We start from the raw sequence: 20,934 nt of genomic DNA on the forward strand, positions 1-20,934 counted from the left end.
CGTGGGCCGGGTAAGGGAGCCGTTGCTCGATCCGGGCGTAAGCGACGGGCTGCGACGTACCGGCACGGCCCCTCGCGTGCGTCGCCGGGTGCGGGTGCGGGTGCGGGTGCGGGTGCGAGTGCGGGTGGGGTCGGGGCGGTGGTGGCGGCGCCCCTCGCGTGCGTCGTCGGGTGCGGGTACGTGGTGGGTCGGGGCGGTGGTGGCGCGCCCCTCGCGTGCGTCGCCGGGTGCGGGGGCGTGGGGGAGTGGGGCGGGGTTCGTCGGGGTCGGGGTGGGCTGAGGGTGTCGTGGGCTCCACCCGTGGGTGGAGGCTTGGGGGCGGGGTGGATCCACCCCGGATCCACCCGGGCTCCGATCTGCTGACCTCGCGATTTCCGTAGCGTCGAAGGCGTCGACAGCGCTCGCTGTCGGTATCCGCTCTTCCTCGCCCATGGAGGTCGCGATGTCCGGGCTCGTCAACGCCTTGGTGATCGTCGCCGTTGTTGTTCTGGTCGTCGCGCGCCAATTCCGTACGCGCAGGGTGAGCACGGACAGGCGCTGGTGGATCGTGCCGGCCGTGCTGGCAGTGATCGCTCTGCGTGAGCCGGGGCTCATCGACGCCCATCACCGGGCCGAGGCGATCCTGCTCATCGGGGCCGAGGTCCTCATCGGGCTGGCCGTCGGAGCCGCCTGGGCGTGGACCACCCGGATGTGGGCGGAGCCGGACGGCACGGTCTGGAGCAGGAGCACCAAGGCCGGCGCGGCCGTCTGGGGCGTGGGCATAGCCCTGCGGCTGGGGCTCTTCGGCGTCGGCGCGCTGCTGGGCGTGCGTCAGGACAGCTCCGCCCTGCTGCTCGCGCTCGCCGCCACCCTGTCGGTCCGCTCCGGGCTCCTGCTCTGGCGGTCGCAGTCCCTGCGCCCGGCGGTCGGGCGGGACGCGGCGTACGGTGGCGGCGTGCCCCAGGCGGCGTGGAAGGAGCACGTGTGACCGAGCATTCCTGGACCCGCTGGCCCTCCCGCGAGGCGCTCTCCCGAGCGGGAGTGACCAAGGCCAGGCGTGGGCTCGCCTGGACGACGCGGCTCTTCGCCCTCGGCGTGCTCCTGTGGACGACCTTCACGAACAGCGACCTCAGCGGGTGGGACACCGCCGCGGCGACGCTGGGGGTGATCGTCTGCGGCGTCGCCGCCTGGGCGTTCTGGCAGACCACGCTCCAGCACCGGCTGCTGCCCTCCGTGGCGCTGCTCGCGCTGCTGCTAGCGATCGCGACGGTGGCGGCGAGCACGGGATTCAGGATTCCGGCGCTCGTGCTGTGGTGCGCGTGCGGGATCAGTGCCATCGAGAGACTGCCCCTGGCGGCGGCACTGCCCGTCACCACGGTGGCGCTGAGCGCCTACGCGGCGGTCAACAACGACATCTGGCTGACCACGGTGGCCACCGCCGTGGGGCTGGTCCTGGCGGGATACGTACTGCGTCTCGACGCGGAAGCGCGGGGCAGTGCCCAGCGCCTCCTCGCCCAGGAGCGCGCGGCACGCGCGGCCGAGGCCGAGTCGGCGGCGCTCGCGGAGCGCGCAAGGATCGCACGGGAGATCCACGACGTCCTGGCGCACAGCCTCTCGGCGCAGATGGTGCACCTCGAGGCCGCCCGGCTGCTGATCGAGCGAGGCGCCGACCGGGCGACGATCCTCGAGCGCGTCGTGGCGGCGCGCGGGATGGCCAGGGAAGGGCTCGCCGAGACCCGGCAGGCGCTCTCCGCGCTACGGGGCGAGATGTCCCCGGTGGAGGAATTCCTGGGTGAACTGGTCGCCACGTCCGACGGGGCGGACGTCACCGTCACAGGTGAACGCCAGCCGCTGCCGGCCGAGGCATCGCAGGCGGTGCGCAGGGTGGCGCAGGAGGCCCTGACGAACGTCCGCAAGCACGCGCCGGGCGCCAAGGTCCACGTCCGGCTGGAATACGGCGAACACGAAGTGACGCTGGCCGTACGGGACTCCGGGGGAGCGCCGGGGGAGCTCGGCGCCGCCGGCGCCGGGTACGGTCTGCTGGGCATGCGGGAGCGTGCCGAACTGTTGGGCGGCTCGTTGGAGGCCGGGCCGGACGAGGAGGGCTTCGTGGTCACGCTGAAGGTGCCCGTATGACGGCGGAGGAGACCCGAAGGGCGGCTCGGGTCGTGGTGGCCGACGACCAGACGGTGGTGCGCGAGGGCATCGTGATGCTGCTGGGCCTGCTGCCGGGGATCGAGGTGGTGGGTGCGGCCGGGGACGGGGAGGAGGCCGTGGCACTCGTCGCCGAACTCGCCCCGGACGTCGTGCTGATGGACCTGCGCATGCCTCGCTGCGACGGGGTGGAGGCGACCCGGCGCATCCGCGCCGAGCATCCCGGGACGCAGGTGGTCGTGCTCACCACGTACGCGGACGACGAGTCGCTGTTTCCGGCGCTCAGGGCCGGGGCCCGCGGATATCTCACCAAGGACGCGGGCGGTGACGAGATCGTGCGCGCCGTGGAGAGCGTGCTGTCCGGGAACGCGGGACTCTCACCGAGTGTGCAACGACGCTTGCTGGAGCGGCTGTCACAGCCGGAACCGCCGTCGGCCGCGCCCGTGGCGCCGCCCGACGGGCTCACCGCGCGCGAGACCGAGGTGCTGCTGCTGATCGCCGAGGGGCTCACCAACCAGGAGATCGCCCGCAAGTTGCATGTGTCCACCGCCACGGTGAAGACGCACATCAACAATCTCTTCGCCAAGACGGGACTCAAGGACCGTGCTCAGGCGGTGCGTTATGCCTATGGGAAAGGTCTCGTCCGGCCACCGGTGAATTGAGTCACCTGATGGGGTGAAGCGGGTGGGTAGAAGAGTCCGGGATCTTCCCGATCTGTACATCCTTGGGTACGCGGCCGAAACGGGTCGCGGACAAGGAGAGTTCGGTGGAGAAGCACGACGGCCGCGATACGGGGGAGGTCCGGTTCGACGACCCCTGGTATGACGCGCTCGCCTCCGGCTGGGGCGAGTTGGATGGCACGGGGGCGCCCGCGCCCGTCGTCCCGCCCGCGCGCCAGGGGCAGGGAGGCCGCTTGGGCGGCACGGCCGAGGTTTATCTGAAGGTGCAGCGCAGCGCGGCCTTCCAGGAGGTGCGTGGGCGGTACCGGAGGTTCGTGATCCCGGCCTTCGCCGTGTTTTTCACCTGGTACGTCGGCTACGTGGTGACCGCGACGGCGGCACCCGGGTTCATGGCCAGGTCGGTCGCGGGCGCGGTCAACGTGGGAATGGTGGCGGGGCTCGGGCAGTTCCTCACCACGTTCGTGCTCACCTGGGCGTACGCGCGGCACGCGCGGCTGCGCCGGGACCGATCGGCACTCGAACTCCGATGGGACACACAGGAGTTGACGCGAAACGTCACAGGGTCCGAGCGGTGACCGGCAACCATCAGACGCTGGCGCTGCTGCTGTTCAGCGCATTCGTGGCGGTGACTCTGGCGATCACCACATGGGTGAGCCGCAACCGACACGGTTCGGCCGAGGAGTTCTACGCCGGAGGGCGACTGTTCTCATCAATGGAGAATGGTTTTGCCATTTCTGGTGACTATATGTCGGCGGCGTCCTTCCTCGGGGTCACGGGGCTCATCGCGCTCTACGGCTACGACGGACTGCTGTATGTCGTGGGATTCTTCGTCGCCTGGCTCGTCGTTCTGTTCCTCGTCGCCGAACTGGTGCGCAACTGCGGGCGGTTCACCCTCGCCGACGTCGTCGCGGCGCGGATGAGCGAGCGACCCGTGCGGATCGCGGCGGGAACGGCCTCGGTGACGGTCTCCGTCCTGTATCTGGTGGCGCAGATGGTGGGCGCGGGCAGTCTGGTCGCGCTGCTGCTGGGAGGCACGAGTGACGCGGCGCGGAACTGGACGGTGATCGGCGTCGGCGCGCTCATGGTGATCTATGTGTCGCTGGGCGGGATGCGGGCCACCACGTGGATCCAGATCGTCAAGGCGGTCCTGCTGATGGGCGGCGCCGTCGCGCTGACCGTGCTCGTCCTGGTGCGCTTCCACGGGGACTTCAACCAGTTGCTGCTTTCGGCCGCCGCACGCAGCGGGCACGGCGACGCGTTCCTCGTGCCCGGCCTGAAGTACGGCGGGGACTGGACGGCGCGTCTCGACTTCATCAGCCTGGGTCTCGCGCTGGTGCTCGGCACGGCCGGTCTGCCGCACATCCTGTCGCGCTTCTACACCGTGCCGACCGCGCGAGCCGCACGGCGCTCGGTGGTCTGGGCGATCGGACTCATCGGGGGCTTCTACCTGATGACGATCGTGCTGGGCTTCGGAGCGGCTGCGGTCGTCGGACCGGGGGCGGTGAGGGAGTCGAACGCGGCGGGCAACACGGCCGTTCCGCTGCTCGCGCTCGACCTGGGCGGCGGCCCCGATTCGACAGGCGGAACGGTGCTGTTCGCGGTCGTCGCGGCCATCGCCTTCGCCACGATCCTCGCGGTCGTCGCCGGCATCACGCTGGCGTCCTCGGCGTCCGTGGCCCACGACCTGTACGCCTCACTGCGACGCCCGCACGCGAAGGTACGCAGCGAGGTCGCGGTGGCGCGTGCGGCGGCGGTGGGCATCGGAGTCGTCGCGATCGGGCTCGGGCTGGTGGCCCGCGACCTGAACGTGGCGTTCCTGGTGGGCCTCGCCTTCGCCGTCGCCGCGTCCGCGAACCTGCCGGTGCTGCTGTACTCGTTGTTCTGGCGGAGTTTCACGACCCGTGGCGCGGTGTGGGCCGTATACGGCGGGCTGGTGCCCGCGTTGGTGCTCGTGCTGCTGTCGCCGGTGGTGTCGGGCAGCCCCGACTCCCTGTTCCCGGGCGTCGACTTCCAGTACTTCCCGCTCCAGAATCCCGGCCTGGTGTCGATCCCGCTCGGCTTCCTGGCGGGCTGGCTGGGGACGGTCACCTCGGTGGAGCCGCCGGACGAGGCCAAATACGCGGAGACCGAGGTGCGGTCGCTGACGGGTGCCGGGGCGGTCTGAGGGCACCTCGCGTCCCGCGCCCACCCCGGGCGACGTGAACCGTGGCGGGGCGAGCGGCCCCCAGGACTTCCGTGACAGAGGCCTGCGGCGCCGCACGCCTCCAGCGGCGTATTCCTCCGCCGCCGGTTCCTGCCTGCGGAGACTCCGACGCGCGCGTCAGGGGCGCGTGCGGGCGACCGCGGATCGGGACAGCCCTCAGGGCGCCACCCACGCGTACCGATGCTCGGGGCGTCCGGTGTCGCCGTACTTGAGGGAAAGGCGCAAGCGCCCCGCCTGTTCGAGGTGGCGCAGGTACCGCTGGGCGGTGGAGCGGCTGAGGCCCGTCTCGGCGGCCACCTCGTGGGCGGACAGCGGTTGGTTCGCACGGTGCAGCACACCGCAGATCAGATCGGTGGTGGGCTCGGAGTGGCCTCTGGGCAGCCCCGGCGACGCCGGTGTGGGCGCGGTGCGCAGGGCGCCGAAGATCCGGTCGACCTGCTCCTGACCCGCGACGCCGCGCCCACCCACCCGGTCGACGGTGCGCCGCAGGGCGGCGTACGAGTCGAGGCGGGTGCGCAGTGCGGCGAAGGTGAACGGTTTGACCAGATAGTGCAGGGCGCCCAGCCGCATCGCGGCCCGCACGGTCGCCACGTCGCTCGCCGCGGTGATCATTATGACGTCGGTGCCGTGACCCCGTTCGCGCATGTGGTGGACGAGTTCGAGGCCTGTCCGGTCGGGCAGATAGTGGTCGAGCAGGACCAGGTCGACGGGCGCGCGCTCCACGGCGGCCAGGGCCTGGGCAGCGCTGTGCGCGCGGGCGGCCACCCGGAATCCGGGAACCTTACCCACGTACTTCGCGTTTATCTCAGCGACGCGGAAGTCGTCGTCCACGACCAGGACGTCAATCATCGGGCCTCTTTCTCTCAAGGCCTGGCGAGCGTTAAGCCCGTGTTTCGGCTCCGCCGTTGTAGCGCGAGCAAAATGAGCACAACAGACTCTTGCAAGCAGAAGAATGCCTTGCGCCCAGAAGACTGATGCTGTGGCCCGCGCCACATCTACCGTCCCGGCCCATGAGCGCAGACACCAGCCCCGCCATAGAGCTACGGGGCGCGAGCAAGATCTTCAAGACCCCGTCAGGCGGGCTGCACACGGCAGTCAGGGAACTGGACCTGACGATCGGCCGTGGCGAGTTCGTCGCCGTCGTCGGCCCCACGGGCTGTGGGAAGTCGACCACGCTGACCCTGGTGAGCGGCCTCGAGGAGCCCACCGAGGGCGAGGTCCTGGTGGCGGGTGCGCCGGTCGAGGGCGTCGGTGACAAGGTCGGCTTCGTCTTCCAGCAGGACGCCACCTTCCCGTGGCGTACGGTCCTGTCGAACGTCATGGCGGGCCCACGGTTTCGTGGGGTACCCAAGGCGGAGGCGAAGAAGCGGGCCCGCGAATGGCTGGCCAGGGTCGGGCTCGCGGCCTTCGAGGACCGCTACCCGCACCAGCTCTCCGGCGGTCAGCGCAAGCGTGTCGCGCTCGCCGCGACCTTCGTCAACGACCCCGAGATCCTGCTGATGGACGAGCCCTTCTCGGCGCTCGACGTGCAGACCAGGGCCCTGATGTCGGACGAACTGCTGGAGCTGTGGGAGGGCACGGGCGCCTCGGTCGTCTTCGTCACCCACGACCTGGAGGAGTCCATCGCGCTCGCCGACAAGGTCGTCGTGATGACGGCGGGCCCGGCCACCGTGAAGCAGATCTTCGACATCGATCTGCCGCGGCCCCGCAAGGTCGAAGCCGTACGTCTGGAGCCGCGGTTCATCGAGATCTACCGGGAGATCTGGCAGTCGCTCGGCGAAGAGGTCCGCATCACGCGTGAGAGGGGTGCGGCCGATGTCGCCTGACGTCATGCCCGAGGCCGTCGTCGCGCCGGCCGACCGTGAACCCGTCAAGCCGGGACGCGCCCACTCACGGGCCCGAGCCGCCCGCCGACGCCGGATGACCGTGGCCGCGGTCCGCGCGGTGCTTCTGGTCGCCGTGCTCGGTCTGTGGGAGGTGTTCGCACGGGCCGAGATCATCGACCCGTTCAACTTCTCCATGCCGTCGAAGATCTGGGACCAGATCTACACCTGGGCCGCCCACGGGACCGCACTCGGTTCGCTCGGCGAGCAGATCTGGTTCACGCTCCACGAGGCGCTGCTCGGCTGGGTCATCGGCGTGGTGTCCGGTGTGGTCTTCGGTATCGCGCTGGGACGCGTCACCTTCCTCGCCGATGTCCTTGGTCCATACATCAAGGTGCTCAACTCCATACCGCGGATCGTGCTGGCCCCGATCTTCGTGATCTGGTTCGGGCTCGGCCCCGCCTCCAAGGTCGCCTCCGCGGTGGTCCTGGTGTTCTTCCCGGTCTTCTTCAACGCGTTCCAGGGCGCCCGCGAGGTCGACCGCAACCTCGTCGCCAACGCCCGGATCCTCGGCGCGAGCGACCGACGGGTGACGCTTCAGGTCGTCATCCCGTCCGCCACCTCATGGATCTTCACCAGCCTCCACGTCAGCTTCGGCTTCGCCCTCATCGGTGCGATCGTCGGGGAGTACATCGGCGCCACCAAGGGCATCGGCCTGCTCGTCGCACAGTCGCAAGGCACCTTCAACGCGGCCGGTGTGTACGCCGCGATGGTCATCCTCGCCGTGGTCGCGCTGTTGGCCGAGGGACTGCTCACCTTCGCCGAGCGCCGCATCTTCCGCTGGAAGCCGTCGGACTCCGAGAGCTGACCGACCCGGAGCCCGGCTTTCCGGGCCGCCGGTCGTGCCCGCCCGGTCGAGGTCGCCGGCAGGAGGGCGGGCTCGGCGCCCGACTCCACGCCAGGAAACCCCTGTGGCCCTCCCGGCGCCCCTCCGCACAACACCGTTCCCGGCTCAACGCCCCTCTACAGCGCCCTTCTTCAGGAAGCCCGTTCCCGGTTCAGCGCCCCCTTCAGGGCGCCTGTTCTGCCCGCACCGCCCTCTCACAAGGACGTGACCCCATCATGCGCAAGACCGCCAGATACTCCGCGCTGGCAGCCGCCGGTCTGCTCGCCCTCTCCTCGCTCACCGCCTGTGCCAACGACGCGGCCTCCACCGCCGGCAGCGGCAGCGACGGAGGCGGTGGCAAGGGCGAACACGTCAAGATCATGGTGGGCGGCCTCGACAAGGTCATCTACCTGCCGGCGATGCTCACCCAGCGGCTCGGCTACTTCAACGATCAGGGCCTGGACGTCGAACTCCTCAGTGAGCCGGCCGGTGTGCAGGCGGAGACCGCGCTCGTCTCCGGCCAGGTGCAGGGGGCCGTCGGCTTCTACGACCACACGCTCGACCTGCAGACCAAGGGCAAGTCCGTGGAGTCCGTCGTGCAGTTCTCGCACGCGCCCGGTGAGGTGGAACTCGTCTCCGCCCAGCGCGCGGGCGACATCACGTCGCCCAAGGACTTCAAGGGCAAGAAGCTCGGCATCACCGGGCTCGGCTCCTCCACCGACTTCCTCACCAAGTACCTGGCGGTCAAGAACGGGGTGAGGGTCAGCGACTTCTCGCCGGTCGCCGTCGGCGCCGGACCGACCTTCATCTCCGCGCTCCAGAAGGGCGCGATCGACGGCGGTATGACGACGGACCCGACCGTCGCCACGGTCCTGAAGAAGGGCCTGGGCAAGGTGCTCATCGACATGCGCACACCGAAGGGTTCGGCGGAGGCGTTCGGCGGCCCGTATCCCTCGTCCAGCCTCTACATGCAGACGGATTGGGTGAACGGTCACAAGGAGACGGTCCAGAAGCTGGCCAACGCCTTCGTGAAGACTCTCGCGTGGATGGCCACGCACAGCGCGTCCGAGATCGCCGCCAAGATGCCCGCCGACTACTCACAGGGCGACAAGGCGCTCTACGCCACCGCCATCGAGAGCACGTTGCCGATGTTCACCAAGGACGGGGTGATGCCCGAGGGTGGCCCCGAGACCGTCGAGAAGGTGCTCAAGGCGTTCAACCCCAACATCAAGAACGCCAAGGTGGACCTCGGCAGGACCTTCACCACGGAGTTCGTGAAGAAGGCCGCCGGCTGAACGGCCCGAACGGTCCACCGCGTACGGCTGTGCTTCCCCGGCAGCCGTACACGGTGGACTGTTCGAAACTCCGGCCCCTGCCTCCTGAGCCGTGGCCTCACCCGCGGGTCGCCCAGACGTACCGATGCTCCGGGCGGCCCGCGTCGCCGTACCTGAGGGTCAGCCGGACCCGTCCCGTGCGCTCCAGGATCTTCAGATAGCGCTGGGCGGTCTGTCGGCTCAGTCCGGTCTCCTCGGCGATCTCCTGGGCCGACAGCGGCTCTCCGGCGTTCACCAGGGCACGGCGCACGAGCTCGGCCGTCGTGGGGGAGTGCCCCATGGGCGGGGTCGGCCCGGCAGTCGTCGAAAAGGCGCCGAAGATGCGGTCCACCTGGGCCTGTTCGGCCTCTCCGCCGCCGTCGAGGGTACGGCGCAGAGCCGCGTACGCCTCCAGTTTGGCGCGCAGGCCCGCGAAGGCGAACGGCTTGACCAGGTACTGCAGCGCGCCCAGCCGCATGGCCGCCCGCACGGTCGAGATGTCGCGTGCGGCCGTCACCATGATGACGTCGGTCTGGTGACCGCGCCGCCGTATCTCCCGGACGACCGTGAGGCCTGTCTCGTCGGGGAGGTAGTGGTCCAGGAGAACCAGGTCCAGGTCCGGCAGTGTCTCCATGAGCCGGATCGCCTCCGTCGCGCTGTGCGCTTCTCCCGCGACCCGGAACCCGGGCACCTTCGTGACGTAGGCGGCGTTGACCCGGGCGACCCGGGGGTCGTCGTCCACGACCAGTACCTCGATCACCGCGATCCCGCCCCGGTGGCCGTAAGAGGGCTGGGTTCCGCCGCCAGGTCCGCCTCCGTGAGCGCCTCCGGCAGGACGACCGTGAACTCCGCGCCCCCGCCGCTCGCCTCGGCCACCTCCGCGCTGCCGCCCTGCCGCTCGGCGAACCGTCTCACCAGGGAGAGACCGATCCCGCGCTTGCCGTGCGCCGGAGGCTTCTTGGTGGACCACCCGTCCGTGAAGATCAGCTCCCGCCGCTCCGCCGGGATGCCCGGCCCGGTGTCCCGCACGCGCAGTACGGCCGTACGCCCCTGGACCCGCAATTCGACCTCCACGCGCGCGTGCGGCGTACCGGCCACGGCGTCGAGCGCGTTGTCGACGAGGTTCCCGACGACGGTGACCAGTCCGCGCGGGTCGAGCAGCCGGTCGGGCAGCAGCGTCCCGTCCGAGATCCACAGAGCCACTCCGCGCTCGGCCGCGACGGTGGCCTTCCCGACCAACAGGGCCGCGAGCAGCGGATCGTGGACCTTCTCGGTGACCTGTTCCGCGGTGATCCGATGGTCGCCGACCACCTCGCCGACGAACTCCACGGCGTCGTCGTACATCTCCAGTTCGAGCAGTCCCAGAAGCGTGTGCAGCCGGTTGGCGTGCTCGTGGTCCTGGGCCCGCAGAGCGTCGATCAGTCCGTGCGTGGCGTCGAGTTCACGGCTGAGCTGCTCCAGTTCGGTGCGGTCGCGCAGGGTCGCCACGGCGCCGCCGTCGTCGGTCGGCATCCGGTTGGCGACCAGGACGCGCTGACCGCGCACGGTCAGCAGATCCGTGCCGGTGACCCGTCCGGCCAGCACGTCTGTGGTGCGGCCGGGGCCGAGCACGTCGTCGAGCGGCCCGCCGATGGCCGCCGCGTCGAGTCCGAGCAGCCGCTGGGCCTCGTCGTTGAGGAGGCGTACCCGGCCGGTCCGGTCGAGGGCGACGACTCCCTCCCGGATGCTGTGCAACATCGCCTCACGTTCCGCGAGCAGCGCCGAGATGTCGGAGAAGGCCAGGTCACGGGTCTGCCGCTGGACCCGGCGGGAGAGCAGATACGCGGCGAACGCACCGACGGCCAGGGCTCCGCCCGCGTAGGCGAAGAGGCCCGGGATGGCGTGGATCAGCCGGTTGCGCACACTGTCGTACTTGATGCCGACCGAGACCGCGCCGACGATGTGTCCATGGAGGCGCAGCGGCACCTTGCCGCGCGCCGAGCGCCCCAGTGTGCCGCTGTCGATCTGCATGACGTCCTTGCCGGCGAGGGCCCGGCGGGGGTCGGTGGAGACGACCTGGCCGATCTGCGTGACGTCCTTGTGCGACCAGCGCACGCCGTTCGTGTTCATCACCACCACGTACTCGGCCTCGCTGGCCCGGCGGATCCGCTCGGCGGCAGCCTGTACGGGCCCGTTCACGGACGGCAGCGACGTCTGCAGGTCCTCGGCGATGCGCGGCTGGGCCGCCGTGGTCTGCGCGATCGCGAGCGCGCGGCGCATGGCCTGGTCGTCGAGCTGCGCGCTGAGCGGGGCGAGGAACAGCCCGGTGGCGAGGACGGCGACTCCGGCGGCGATCGCCACCTGCATCAGCAGCACCTGCGAGAACATCCGCCGCGGCAGACGGAGGCGCAGGCGTCGTGCGCGGGGAGTGGAGCTCATGCCCATGACCGTACGGGGGAGGGCGTTCTCCACCGTAGGGGGTGTGGCGCGGATCTCCCGAGCTTCGTGCGGGAGGCGGTTACGGGGGCCGGGTCCGGGCGGGGCCCAGCGGGTGCCACAAGGGGCGTGTGCCGTGTGCCGTGTGGCGATCGGTGGTGGGTGGAGCCCGGGTGCGGAGGTGTGTGGCCCGGCGCTGGTGGGCCGTGGTCAGCAGGCGATCGGGATCGGCGTCCGGGGCAGCTCCCGCACGGCCACCACGTCCATGCGGGCCGGGGAACCGAGCGCCGAGCCGCAGCTCTCGGGGCGAGGCGGCAGCGAGGCGCCCTGCGCGACGACCACACGCCACACGCGACCGTCGGTGTGGGCGACGGTCACCTCCCAGCGCGGTGCCGTCCCGTGGGTGCGCAGGACCCGGAAGGCGTCCGCCGCGTGCTCCCCGGTGGCCGTGCGCACGGCCAGCTCCGCCGCCTGTCCCGGCCGCTCCCAGGCGGACCCGCCCCGGCAGCCCTCGGTGACGATGCGCCCCTCCCGCACGCCCTGGAGGATCTCCTTGACGGAGTGTGCCGCGGTCCGTCCGTACGCGTAGCCGTACGGCAGGACGAGCAGCGTGGGTGAGAAACGGTGACCACCCAGATGGGTGACCTCCCACACGCCCTCCAGCCCCGAGGCCGCGAGTTCGGCGGCGAGAGGCCGGCCCAGGAGGGCGCAGCAACGGTCACGCTTGCCGTTGGTGCAGACGAGCGCGAGCGGGTCGCCCCGGTGCGGACGGCCTCGCAGCACCGTGTCGAAGGTGCGCGCGTCACCGGTACCGAGCGCGGCGAAGTCCAGGTCGAGCAGTTGCGCGGGTGTGCGGGTCGTGGCGCTGTGCAGCCATGTGTGTCCGGGAGTGGTGTGGGCCGCGTACACCTGGCGCTCGGCGGATGCACCGCGGTCCGCGTGCCGTCCGGGGCGCCGGATGAGCGCGATCCGCACGCCGGTGCCCTCGGCGGCCGCTTCGAGGGCACGCCCGAGCTCGGGGTCCAGGTGGCTCGACGTGAGCGCCTTGGCACCCCAGGGTCCGGGCTGCTCGAGCAGCAGCCATGTCGCCGCGGTCGCCGCGGTCCCCGCGAGCGGTTCGTCGAAGTCGCGGGACGCGGTCGTGCACGTACTCACAGAGGTGAGCCTAACCTGACTTCGGCCAGGGCGACTTCCGACCTAGGGCCAGGGTGACCCCCGGCCGTGCGGACGGGGGCGCACTCTCGGCGCATTCAGCGCGTGGAGAGGCTTCAGGGGGCGCACTCGGGGAGCGGCTGTGGTGGCCGCGCTCCCACGTACTGGCCGCTCGGACGCATGCGCAGCGGCCGTTCCCCGTACTCCTCCAAGGTGTGGGCGATCCACCCCGCCGTGCGGGCGACGGCGAAGACCGTCTCCGCGGCGGAGGCGGACATGCCGGAGGAGACCGTGAACACGGCCAGCGCGAGATCGACGTTGGCGTGCAGCGGGGTGTGGCGGGCGGTGGTGGTCACGATGTCCCGCGCCGCCGCCAGGGCCGGTTCGGCGCCGGGTACCTCCTCCAGGAGGGCGAACAGGGCACGCGCGCGTGGGTCCTCTCCGGGGTAGAGACGGTGGCCGAGACCGGGGACGCGACGTCCGGCGCGCAGTTCGTCGGCGACGACCGGCGCCGCGGTGCCCTGGTCCAGTACGTCGAGGAGCATCCGGTGGGCCAGGCCGCCGGCGGCGCCGTGCAGGGGCCCTTCGAGGACGCCCAGGCCCGCGGAGACGGCGGCGTACGGGTGTGCCCGAGCCGACGCGGCGACCCTTACCGCGAGCGTCGAGGCGGCCAGGTCGTGGTCGACGAGCAGACCGAGTGCCTTGTCCAGGACCCGCAATGACGCACCGTCAGGTGTCCGGCCGGTGAGGCGCGGCCACAGACGGTGGGCCAGGGGGCCCTCGTCGCGGTGGTCGTGCCGCTTCGGCGGGAGAGCGGCGACGAGGGTGGGGATGAGGGTGCGCGCGCTGCCGAGGACGGCGCTCTCCGACAGGTCGAAGCGCAGCGGGTCGGCGGCCGAGGCGGCGATCGCGGCGACGCGCAGCCGGTCCGTCGGGCCGCTGTGGTCGGGCAGCGCGTCGACGGCCCGGCGGGCGGCGGCGACGGTGGCGTCCGGAGCGGTGAACGTGATGCCGGGGCGCAGTCGTCCGGTCCACAGCCACTCGGCGATCTCTTCGTAGGAGTGGTGTGCGGCCAGTTCCGTCGCGTCGACTCCGCGATAGTAGTACCGGTTCTCGTCGATCAAGGTGATGCGGGTGCGGACGGACAGCTCGCCGCCCGCGCTCGGACTCCCGCTGGAATCACGCCTGTTGCGTCCGGCGAGCGCCTCCACCTCCTCGGCGTCGAAGGTGCTGCCCCGGCCGGCGGGGTTCCGTCGGCTGCTGAGCTGACCGCGGCTCACGTACGCGTACACGGTCTCGGCCTTCACGCCGAGCAGGTCGGCGGTCTCCCTGGTGCTGAGCCGCCGGCCCGCGCGCGCCTGCGTTCCCGGTTCCTGATCCCTCATGGGTGACACCGTATCCGTGGATCGACATATTGATCCAATCAATATTGACAGAGATCCAGTCAAGCATGGACAGTCGAATCAAGTTCAGGGAGGAACGCATGCCGAACAACCGGGCCGCCACCGCCACCGCCAGCATCAGCGCGACAGCCCCCACCACCGCGACAACCCCCACAACCCCCGCCCCTGCCGCCATACCGCGAGGACTCGCGGGCGTCGTCGTCACCGAGACCGCACTGGGTGACGTCAGAGGCATGGAGGGCTTCTACCACTACCGCCAGTACTCGGCCGTCGAACTCGCGCGGACCCGCGGGTTCGAGGACGTCTGGCATCTTCTGGTCCACGGTGAACTGCCGGACGCGGCCCATGGCGCCGCCTTCGCCGCGCGGACCGCGGCGCTGCGCCGGCTCCCGGACGAGGTGCGCGCGGCGCTGCCCGCGATCGCCGCGGCGACCGGCCCCGCCGGACCGCTCGCGGGCTTGCGGACCGCGTTGTCGCTGCTCGGGGCGGCGTCGGGATTCCGGCCGCTCTACGACACCGACGCGGACCGGCGCCAGGCGGACACGCTCGCCGCGTGCGCGGCCGTGCCGACGCTGCTCACCGCGCTGTACCGGCTCGGGCGGGGCCTGGAGCCGGTGGAGCCGCGCGAGGACCTCCCGTACGCGGCGAACTACCTGTACATGCTCACGGGTGCGGAGCCGGACGCGGCGCGGGCGCGGGCGGTCGAGCAGTACTTGATCTCCACCATTGACCACGGATTCAACGCGTCGACGTTCACGGCGCGGGTGATCGCGTCGACGGGTGCGGACGTGGCGGCCTGTCTGGTGGGCGCCGTGGGGGCGCTGTCGGGGCCGCTGCACGGTGGCGCGCCGAGCCGTGCCCTGGACACGCTCGACGCGATCGGCACCGCCGACCGCATCGACCCGTGGATCCGCGCACGGGTCCTCGCGGGTGAGCGCATCATGGGCTTCGGTCACGCCGTGTACCGCACCGAGGACCCGCGCTCCCGGATGCTCCGCGACATCGCCCAAGGGTTCGGCGGCTCCCTGGTCGGCTTCGCCGTCGAGGTCGAGCGCCGGGTGGAGGCGATCCTGGCCGAACTCAAGCCGGGCCGCGAACTCCACACCAACGTCGAGTTCTACGCCGGTGTGGTCATGGAACTGTGCGGCCTCCCGCGCGAGATGTTCACCCCCACCTTCGCGGCGGCCCGGGTCGTCGGCTGGAGCGCCAACATCCTGGAACAGGCGCGGGATTCGAAGATCATCCGTCCGTCCGCGCGGTACGTGGGGCCGGTGCCGCCGATGCCCGTCCCTCCGGCGCCGGCGCCGCGGGCCGAGGTGCCTGCGGCTCGCTGACGGGCGGTGTGTGTCCGCGGCACATGAAGGGCCCGGCATCCGGGGGATGCCGGGCCTGGCGTCGTGGCCGCAGGGGGTGGATCCTGACCGCGGATCACCCGCGGTCAGCTCCTGACGGTGACGAGGTCAGACGTCGGGGATGTCCTTCTTCGCGCGGACCAGGGTGTCGCGCGTGATGATGACGATCCGCTCGTAGTCGGCTCGTGCGGCGTCGGGCGGGAGCTCGGGGTCGAGTTCCAGGGTGGCCTCGCGCCCGATGACGGCGAAACTGCCGTCACTGAGCTCGAAGATGTCGGGGCACGACTGACCAGTGGCGCTGCCGCGCTCGCGTGGCGTAGCTCCGACACGTCGCACGATTTTCACGGGGTGGTACCAATCTTGTGGCTCGGACTGATGGGTGCCTCCGAGCTCTGGGGTCCTCGGAGCATGGCCGACTCCGGGCGGAGATGTTCGTCGGAGCCGAAAAGTGCCTCCGAGCGCGGGGTGTTCGTCGGAGTGCCCGCGCAGCGGGCAGACGATAACCTAGCGCGTCCGATTGCCCCTGGTGTGCAAAGCCATCACAAGCAGGGGAGTGAATTCCGTCGGATGTGTCCCGGTCTCCGCTGCTATGTCCGGCGTCGGAACACCTTCTCCACCGTGCCGCGCATGCGCGCCGGAACGCGGTACGGGTCCCCCGACGGGCGGCGTTGGGGCTCAGGCAGGCGACCGGTACGGCTGTCAGGACGGGAAGCGGGACGGCGGTCGCGAGCGCCATCGCAGGGGCCGTGATCTCCACGGGTGGTGTCCGTCCTTCGGGCTCGGAGTGGTGGGTGCCTCCGACCTCCGGGGTCCTCGGAGCATGGCCGACTCCGGGCGGAGATGTTCGGCGGAGCCGGAAGTGTCCCCGGGCGCAGGGGTGTTCGCCGGAGTGCCCGCGGGCCGGGCAGGCGACAAGTCGGCCGGTTCCGTCGTCTGTGGGGCGCGAATGGTGCGCGAAGCCGTCACGAGCCGTGGAGTGAAGCCGCGCAACTCCGCCGACCACGCCGGGAGCTACTGAGGTCCCTCATCGGGTTCGCCGACCACCCACCATTCGTCGGTGTCGGAATCGGTCTGATCCTGGATCAGGCTCTCCATCATCCGGCCCAGTTCGGCTTCCTCGGAGGAGTCGGCCAGACTCTTGCGGTGGTGCTCCGTCGCGGCCCAGTACGCCCGGAAGATCTGGTTCTGGCACATGATGCGGAAGTGGCCGTGGAGTTCCGCCCGCGTCAGGGCCCCGATCCGGTGGAAGTACAGGGCATTGATGTACAGGGCGTTCGCGAAGAGGTACTGCCGCTGCTCCTCGTCGGTGATCTCCGTCTCGTACGTGTTGAGGACCGCGGCGAGAGCGGGATCGTCCATGGCCTTGCACAGCAGATCGAAGTGGAGTCGGTGCTGCTCGGTGAGCACGGCCCGCCTGCGCGGCCTCGTCCTTCGTTCCGTGACGGCACCGGCCGCGGCGGTGAGCCGGGCCCAGGCATCTGAGCCGAACCTCCGAACCGCGGAGTTCTGTGTGGCCATGTCAACCCCCGAATCAGGCGACCGTTCCGCCGGCCGTCGGTTGCGGGGCGACAGGGAGCGGACCGGTGACCGGTGGGCGGCGCGCTTGCCGCCTCCCAGTCTTGCCGAGCGGCTCTGATCGGCGGGGAGGCGGAGAGGAGGCGCACGGAGGGAAGTGAGGGTTGCGCGTCCCGGCGCCATGCCCAACGTGTGCCCCGCGAGCGCCGCTAACAATCGTTCACTTCGGGGCGATTCCTCCCGCTCGTATCCTGGGACGACAGCCATTCCCCGTACGAGCGCCGGTCCACGAGCCGCCCTCGTCGAAGAACCGGTCCACGAGCCGGTGCACGCGTCGGTGTGAAAGAGGTCGCCCGTTGAGCCAGCCCAGCCCGCAGCAGGTCCCGTCCGCGTCGGACGGACGGCCCCCGCTCGGTGACCCGCAGGTTCCCGTCATCGTCCTCGCCGGATTCCTCGGCGCAGGCAAGACCACTCTCCTCAACCACCTCCTGCACCACAGCGGAGGCAGTCGCATCGGCGCCGTCGTCAACGATTTCGGGGCGATCGAGATCGATGCGATGGCGGTGGCCGGAGCGCTCGGGGACTCCACCGTGTCGCTCGGGAACGGATGCCTGTGCTGCGCCGTCGACGCCGGTGAGCTCGACGACTATCTGGAACGGCTCACCCGGCCCTCCTCCCGCATCGACGTCATCGTCATCGAGGCGAGCGGCCTGGCCGAGCCCCAGGAACTCGTGCGGATGGTGCTCGCCAGCGAGAATCCGCGGATCGTCTACGGCGGACTCGTCGAGGTCGTCGACGCGGCCGAGTTCGACGGCACGCGGGAGAAGCATCCCGAGATCGACCGGCACCTCGCCCTCGCCGACCTCGTCGTCGTCAACAAGATCGATCGCGCCGACGGCGGGGAGCGGGTGCTGCGCACCGTACGGGACCTCGTGGACCACGCCGCCGTCGTGCCCGCCGCCCACGGCCGCGTCGACCCCGAGTTCCTCTTCGACCGCAGGCCGAGCGAGGACCGCGTCGGCCAGCTCTCCTTCGACGACCTCCACACCCACGACGAGGACGGCCACACGGACCGCGAAGGGCACGCCGGTCACCTGCACGCGGCCTACGAATCCCTCTCCTTCAGCTCCGAGGTCCCGCTCTCCCCGAGGCGGTTGATGGAGTTCCTCGACAGCAGGCCCGAGGGGCTCTACCGCATCAAGGGGTACGTCGACTTCGGCGCCCACGACCGCCGCAACCGCTACGCCGTGCACGCGGTCGGTCCGTTCCTGCGGTTCCGTCCGGAGCCCTGGGCCGGCGGCCCGGAGCCGAGGGCCGCCGCCGGCGAACGGCGCACCCAGCTCGTACTGATCGGCTCCGGCATCGACACCACCGCCCTCGGCAAGGACCTGGCGGCGTGCGAGGAGGACGCCCCGCACGCCGACGAGCACAGCATGTGGGGCGTCCTGCGCTACGTACAGGAGCAGAGCCCGGAGGGCTGAACCGGCGCTACACCGGACCCGCCACCACCGACACCGTCTTCGCCAGCGACACGCCCGAGCCGTCGCGGCGCGGGTCCATCTCGGGCAGCTCGGCCGGTGTGCCGTTCTTCTGCGCGGCCCGCGCCGGAGCCGCGCCCGCCCAGGCCAGCGACAGGCAGTCCTCGCCCTTCAGGAACCGCTGGCAGCGCACACCACCCGTGGCCCGGCCCTTGCGCGGGTACTGGTCGAACGGTGTCAGCTTGGCCGTGGTCTGGACGGAGTCGTCCAGCGTGCCGCGCGAGCCGGCCACGGTGAAGACCACCGCGTCCACCGCCGGGTCGACCGCCGTGAAGGAGATCACCTTCGCGCCGTCGGTGAGCTTGATGCCCGCCATCCCGCCAGCGGCCCTGCCCTGCGGGCGGACCTGAGAGGCCTGATAGCGCAGCAACTGGGCGTCGTCGGTGACGAAGACCAGGTCCTCCTCGCCGGTGCGCAGTTCGACCGCGCCGACGATCCGGTCGCCGTCCTTGAGGGTGACGACCTCCAACTCCTCCTTGTTCAGGGGGTAGTCGGGTACCACACGTTTGACGACGCCCTGCTCGGTGCCGAGGGCCAGGCCGGGCGACGACTCGTCGAGCGTCGTCAGACAGATGACCGTCTCGTCCGCCTCCAGGGAGGACAGGAACTCCGAGATCGGCGCGCCTCCGGAGAGATTGGGTGCCGACGCGGTCTCCGGCAGCTGCGGGAGATCGATCACGTTCAGCCGGAGCAGCCGGCCCGAGGAGATGACCACCCCGATCTCACCACGGGCCGTCGCCTGCACCGCGGAGACGATCAGGTCGTGCTTGGTGCGCTTGGCGTCCTCCGCCTCGGCGAAGGGTTCGCCGTTGGCCGTACGGGCGACCAGGCCCGTCGAGGAGAGGAGCACCCGGCACGGGTCGTCCGCCACCTGGAGCGGAACCGTCGTCGCGACGGAGCCGGCGGACTCCAGGAGCACCGTGCGCCGGTCGGTGCCGAACTTCTTCGCGACCGCGGCCAGTTCGGTGGAGACCAGCTTGCGCAGCTCGGCGTCCGAGTCCAGGATCCCGGTCAGCTCGTCGATCTCGCCGTTGAGCCGGTCGCGCTCCGACTCCAGCTCGATACGGTCGAACCTGGTGAGGCGGCGCAGCGGGGTGTCCAGGATGTACTGCGTCTGGACCTCGGAGAGCGAGAAGCGCTCGATCAGGCGCTCCTTGGCCTGCGCCGAGTTCTCGCTGGACCGGATCAGACGGATGACCTCGTCGATGTCGATCAGCGCGACGAGGAGACCCTCGACCAGGTGAAGCCGGTCGCGCTTCTTGCCGCGGCGGAACTCGCTGCGCCGGCGCACGACCTCGAAGCGGTGGTCGAGATAGACCTCCAGGAGCTCCTTGAGGCCCAGGGTGAGCGGCTGACCGTCCACCAGGGCAACGTTGTTGATGCCGAAGGACTCCTCCATCGGCGTCAACTTGTAGAGCTGCTCCAGGACCGCTTCCGGCACGAAGCCGTTCTTGACCTCGATGACCAGGCGCAGGCCGTGCGCGCGGTCGGTGAGGTCCTTCACGTCGGCGATGCCCTGCAGCTTCTTGGAGCCGACCAGGTCCTTGATCTTGGCGATCACCTTCTCCGGGCCGACGGTGAAGGGCAGTTCGGTGACGACGAGACCCTTGCGGCGGGCCGACACGTCCTCCACCGACACCGTGGCACGGATCTTGAAGGTGCCGCGGCCCGACTCGTAGGCGTCCCTGATCCCGGACAGGCCGACGATCCGGCCACCCGTGGGCAGGTCCGGGCCCGGCACGTACTTCATCAGCGTGTCGAGGTCGGCGCCCGGATAGCGGATGAGGTGCCGGGCGGCCGCGACGACCTCGCCGAGGTTGTGCGGCGGCATGTTGGTCGCCATGCCGACGGCGATGCCCGACGAGCCGTTGACCAGGAGGTTCGGGTACGCCGCGGGGAGGACGCCGGGCTCCTGCTCCTGGCCGTCGTAGTTCGGCGAGAAATCGACCGTGTCCTCGTCGATGGACTCGGTCATCAGTGACGTGGCGTCGGCCATCCGGCACTCGGTGTAACGCATGGCGGCCGGCGGGTCGTCGTTGCCGAGCGAGCCGAAGTTGCCGTGCCCGTCGACGAGCGGCAGGCGCATGGAGAAGGGCTGGGCCAGCCGCACCAGGGCGTCGTAGATCGACGCGTCGCCGTGCGGGTGGAGCTTACCCATGACCTCGCCGACGACGCGCGCGCACTTCACGTAGCCGCGGTCGGGGCGCAACCCCATCTCGTTCATCTGGTAGACGATGCGTCGGTGCACGGGCTTGAGGCCGTCACGGGCGTCCGGCAGGGCTCGCGAGTAGATGACCGAGTACGCGTATTCGAGGAAGGAGCCCTGCATCTCGTCCACGACGTCGATGTCGAGGATCTTCTCCTCGTACGAGTCGTCGGGCGGCGGGGTCTTCGTGCTGCGGCGGGCCATCGCTGCTGCGGCTCCTTCACAGTCTCTGCCGGGGCATGAACGGGATCTGACGCGCACCATTGTGGACCGCCCCGCTGACAACGCCGACCGCGACCCGTCCGTAGGGGCTCC

The 20,934-nt window shown here is 70.7% G+C and carries 18 protein-coding genes; 10 read left to right on the forward strand and 8 right to left on the reverse strand.

What is annotated here, in order from left to right:
• Positions 1-442 precede the first annotated feature (442 nt).
• The 5 genes from ACFVTC_RS39055 to ACFVTC_RS39075 all read left to right on the forward strand — a co-directional run bounded on the left by ACFVTC_RS39055 (position 443) and on the right by ACFVTC_RS39075 (position 4,977).
• Positions 443-967: a DUF1453 domain-containing protein gene (locus tag ACFVTC_RS39055; RefSeq protein ID WP_390134000.1), complete on the forward strand. Its 525-nt coding sequence runs from the start codon at positions 443-445 to the stop codon at positions 965-967.
• Positions 964-2,115 (forward strand): sensor histidine kinase, encoded by a 1,152-nt coding sequence (locus ACFVTC_RS39060; protein ID WP_390134002.1) that lies wholly within the window; start codon positions 964-966, stop codon positions 2,113-2,115. The genes ACFVTC_RS39055 and ACFVTC_RS39060 overlap by 4 nt, the downstream gene beginning before the upstream one ends.
• The gene (locus ACFVTC_RS39065; RefSeq protein WP_390134005.1) at positions 2,112-2,795 is read left to right on the forward strand and encodes a response regulator; all 684 of its coding nucleotides are present in this window, start codon (positions 2,112-2,114) and stop codon (positions 2,793-2,795) included. Before ACFVTC_RS39060 ends, ACFVTC_RS39065 begins: the two co-directional genes overlap by 4 nt.
• A 104-nt stretch (positions 2,796-2,899) precedes the next feature.
• The gene (locus tag ACFVTC_RS39070; RefSeq protein ID WP_390134007.1) at positions 2,900-3,388 is read left to right on the forward strand and encodes a DUF485 domain-containing protein; all 489 of its coding nucleotides are present in this window, start codon (positions 2,900-2,902) and stop codon (positions 3,386-3,388) included.
• Entirely contained in the window at positions 3,385-4,977 is a 1,593-nt protein-coding gene (locus ACFVTC_RS39075) for a cation acetate symporter (RefSeq protein ID WP_390134009.1), read from the forward strand. The genes ACFVTC_RS39070 and ACFVTC_RS39075 overlap by 4 nt, the downstream gene beginning before the upstream one ends.
• A gap of 195 nt (positions 4,978-5,172) precedes the next feature.
• Here the strand turns inward: ACFVTC_RS39075 and ACFVTC_RS39080 are convergent, their stop codons facing one another.
• Positions 5,173-5,865 (reverse strand): response regulator, encoded by a 693-nt coding sequence (locus tag ACFVTC_RS39080; protein WP_390134011.1) that lies wholly within the window; start codon positions 5,863-5,865, stop codon positions 5,173-5,175.
• Positions 5,866-6,026: 161 nt separating this feature from the next.
• Here ACFVTC_RS39080 and ACFVTC_RS39085 point away from each other — a divergent pair, with 161 nt between their 5' ends.
• The 3 genes from ACFVTC_RS39085 (at position 6,027) to ACFVTC_RS39095 (ending at position 9,020) form a co-directional block, all read left to right on the forward strand.
• The gene (locus ACFVTC_RS39085; RefSeq protein ID WP_329527587.1) at positions 6,027-6,842 is read left to right on the forward strand and encodes an ABC transporter ATP-binding protein; all 816 of its coding nucleotides are present in this window, start codon (positions 6,027-6,029) and stop codon (positions 6,840-6,842) included.
• Complete coding sequence (locus ACFVTC_RS39090) at positions 6,832-7,707, forward strand: ABC transporter permease (RefSeq protein ID WP_390134013.1); 876 nt, start codon at positions 6,832-6,834, stop codon at positions 7,705-7,707. The genes ACFVTC_RS39085 and ACFVTC_RS39090 overlap by 11 nt, the downstream gene beginning before the upstream one ends.
• Before the next feature lie 254 nt (positions 7,708-7,961).
• Positions 7,962-9,020 carry an ABC transporter substrate-binding protein gene (locus tag ACFVTC_RS39095; protein ID WP_390134015.1) on the forward strand — a complete coding sequence of 353 codons (1,059 nt, stop codon included), beginning with the start codon at positions 7,962-7,964 and terminating at the stop codon, positions 9,018-9,020.
• Between the two features lie 97 nt (positions 9,021-9,117).
• Here the strand turns inward: ACFVTC_RS39095 and ACFVTC_RS39100 are convergent, their stop codons facing one another.
• The 4 genes from ACFVTC_RS39100 to ACFVTC_RS39115 form a co-directional block, all read right to left on the reverse strand.
• Positions 9,118-9,798, reverse strand: a complete 681-nt coding sequence (locus ACFVTC_RS39100) for a response regulator (RefSeq protein ID WP_390134017.1) — start codon at positions 9,796-9,798, stop codon at positions 9,118-9,120.
• Complete coding sequence (locus tag ACFVTC_RS39105; RefSeq protein WP_390134019.1) at positions 9,795-11,456, reverse strand: ATP-binding protein; 1,662 nt, start codon at positions 11,454-11,456, stop codon at positions 9,795-9,797. Before ACFVTC_RS39105 ends, ACFVTC_RS39100 begins: the two co-directional genes overlap by 4 nt.
• 207 nt (positions 11,457-11,663) lie before the next feature.
• Complete coding sequence (locus ACFVTC_RS39110) at positions 11,664-12,608, reverse strand: sucrase ferredoxin (protein WP_390134021.1); 945 nt, start codon at positions 12,606-12,608, stop codon at positions 11,664-11,666.
• A gap of 113 nt (positions 12,609-12,721) precedes the next feature.
• Positions 12,722-13,990, reverse strand: coding sequence for a citrate synthase family protein (locus ACFVTC_RS39115; protein WP_390134023.1), 1,269 nt, complete (start codon positions 13,988-13,990; stop codon positions 12,722-12,724).
• A gap of 65 nt (positions 13,991-14,055) precedes the next feature.
• On the opposite strand from ACFVTC_RS39115, the gene ACFVTC_RS39120 reads away from it, so the two are divergent.
• A complete protein-coding gene (locus ACFVTC_RS39120; RefSeq protein ID WP_390134025.1) occupies positions 14,056-15,342 on the forward strand; it encodes a citrate synthase/methylcitrate synthase in 1,287 nt (428 codons plus the stop codon).
• 126 nt (positions 15,343-15,468) lie between these two features.
• Here the strand turns inward: ACFVTC_RS39120 and ACFVTC_RS39125 are convergent, their stop codons facing one another.
• Positions 15,469-15,705, reverse strand: coding sequence for a hypothetical protein (locus ACFVTC_RS39125; RefSeq protein WP_168530585.1), 237 nt, complete (start codon positions 15,703-15,705; stop codon positions 15,469-15,471).
• A 666-nt stretch (positions 15,706-16,371) separates the two neighbouring features.
• Positions 16,372-16,878, reverse strand: a complete 507-nt coding sequence (locus tag ACFVTC_RS39130) for a DUF6082 family protein (RefSeq protein WP_390134027.1) — start codon at positions 16,876-16,878, stop codon at positions 16,372-16,374.
• A 353-nt stretch (positions 16,879-17,231) separates the two neighbouring features.
• Between ACFVTC_RS39130 and ACFVTC_RS39135 the strand changes: the two genes are divergently transcribed.
• Positions 17,232-18,356: a CobW family GTP-binding protein gene (locus tag ACFVTC_RS39135; RefSeq protein WP_390134029.1), complete on the forward strand. Its 1,125-nt coding sequence runs from the start codon at positions 17,232-17,234 to the stop codon at positions 18,354-18,356.
• Between the two features lie 7 nt (positions 18,357-18,363).
• On the opposite strand, the gene ACFVTC_RS39140 is transcribed toward ACFVTC_RS39135, so the two are convergent.
• Positions 18,364-20,823 (reverse strand): DNA topoisomerase (ATP-hydrolyzing) subunit A, encoded by a 2,460-nt coding sequence (locus tag ACFVTC_RS39140; protein ID WP_390134031.1) that lies wholly within the window; start codon positions 20,821-20,823, stop codon positions 18,364-18,366.
• Positions 20,824-20,934: the final 111 nt, after the last annotated feature.

Origin of the sequence: Streptomyces sp. NPDC057950 (assembly GCF_042887295.1) — a bacterium.
GTDB lineage: Bacteria > Actinomycetota > Actinomycetes > Streptomycetales > Streptomycetaceae > Streptomyces > Streptomyces kaempferi.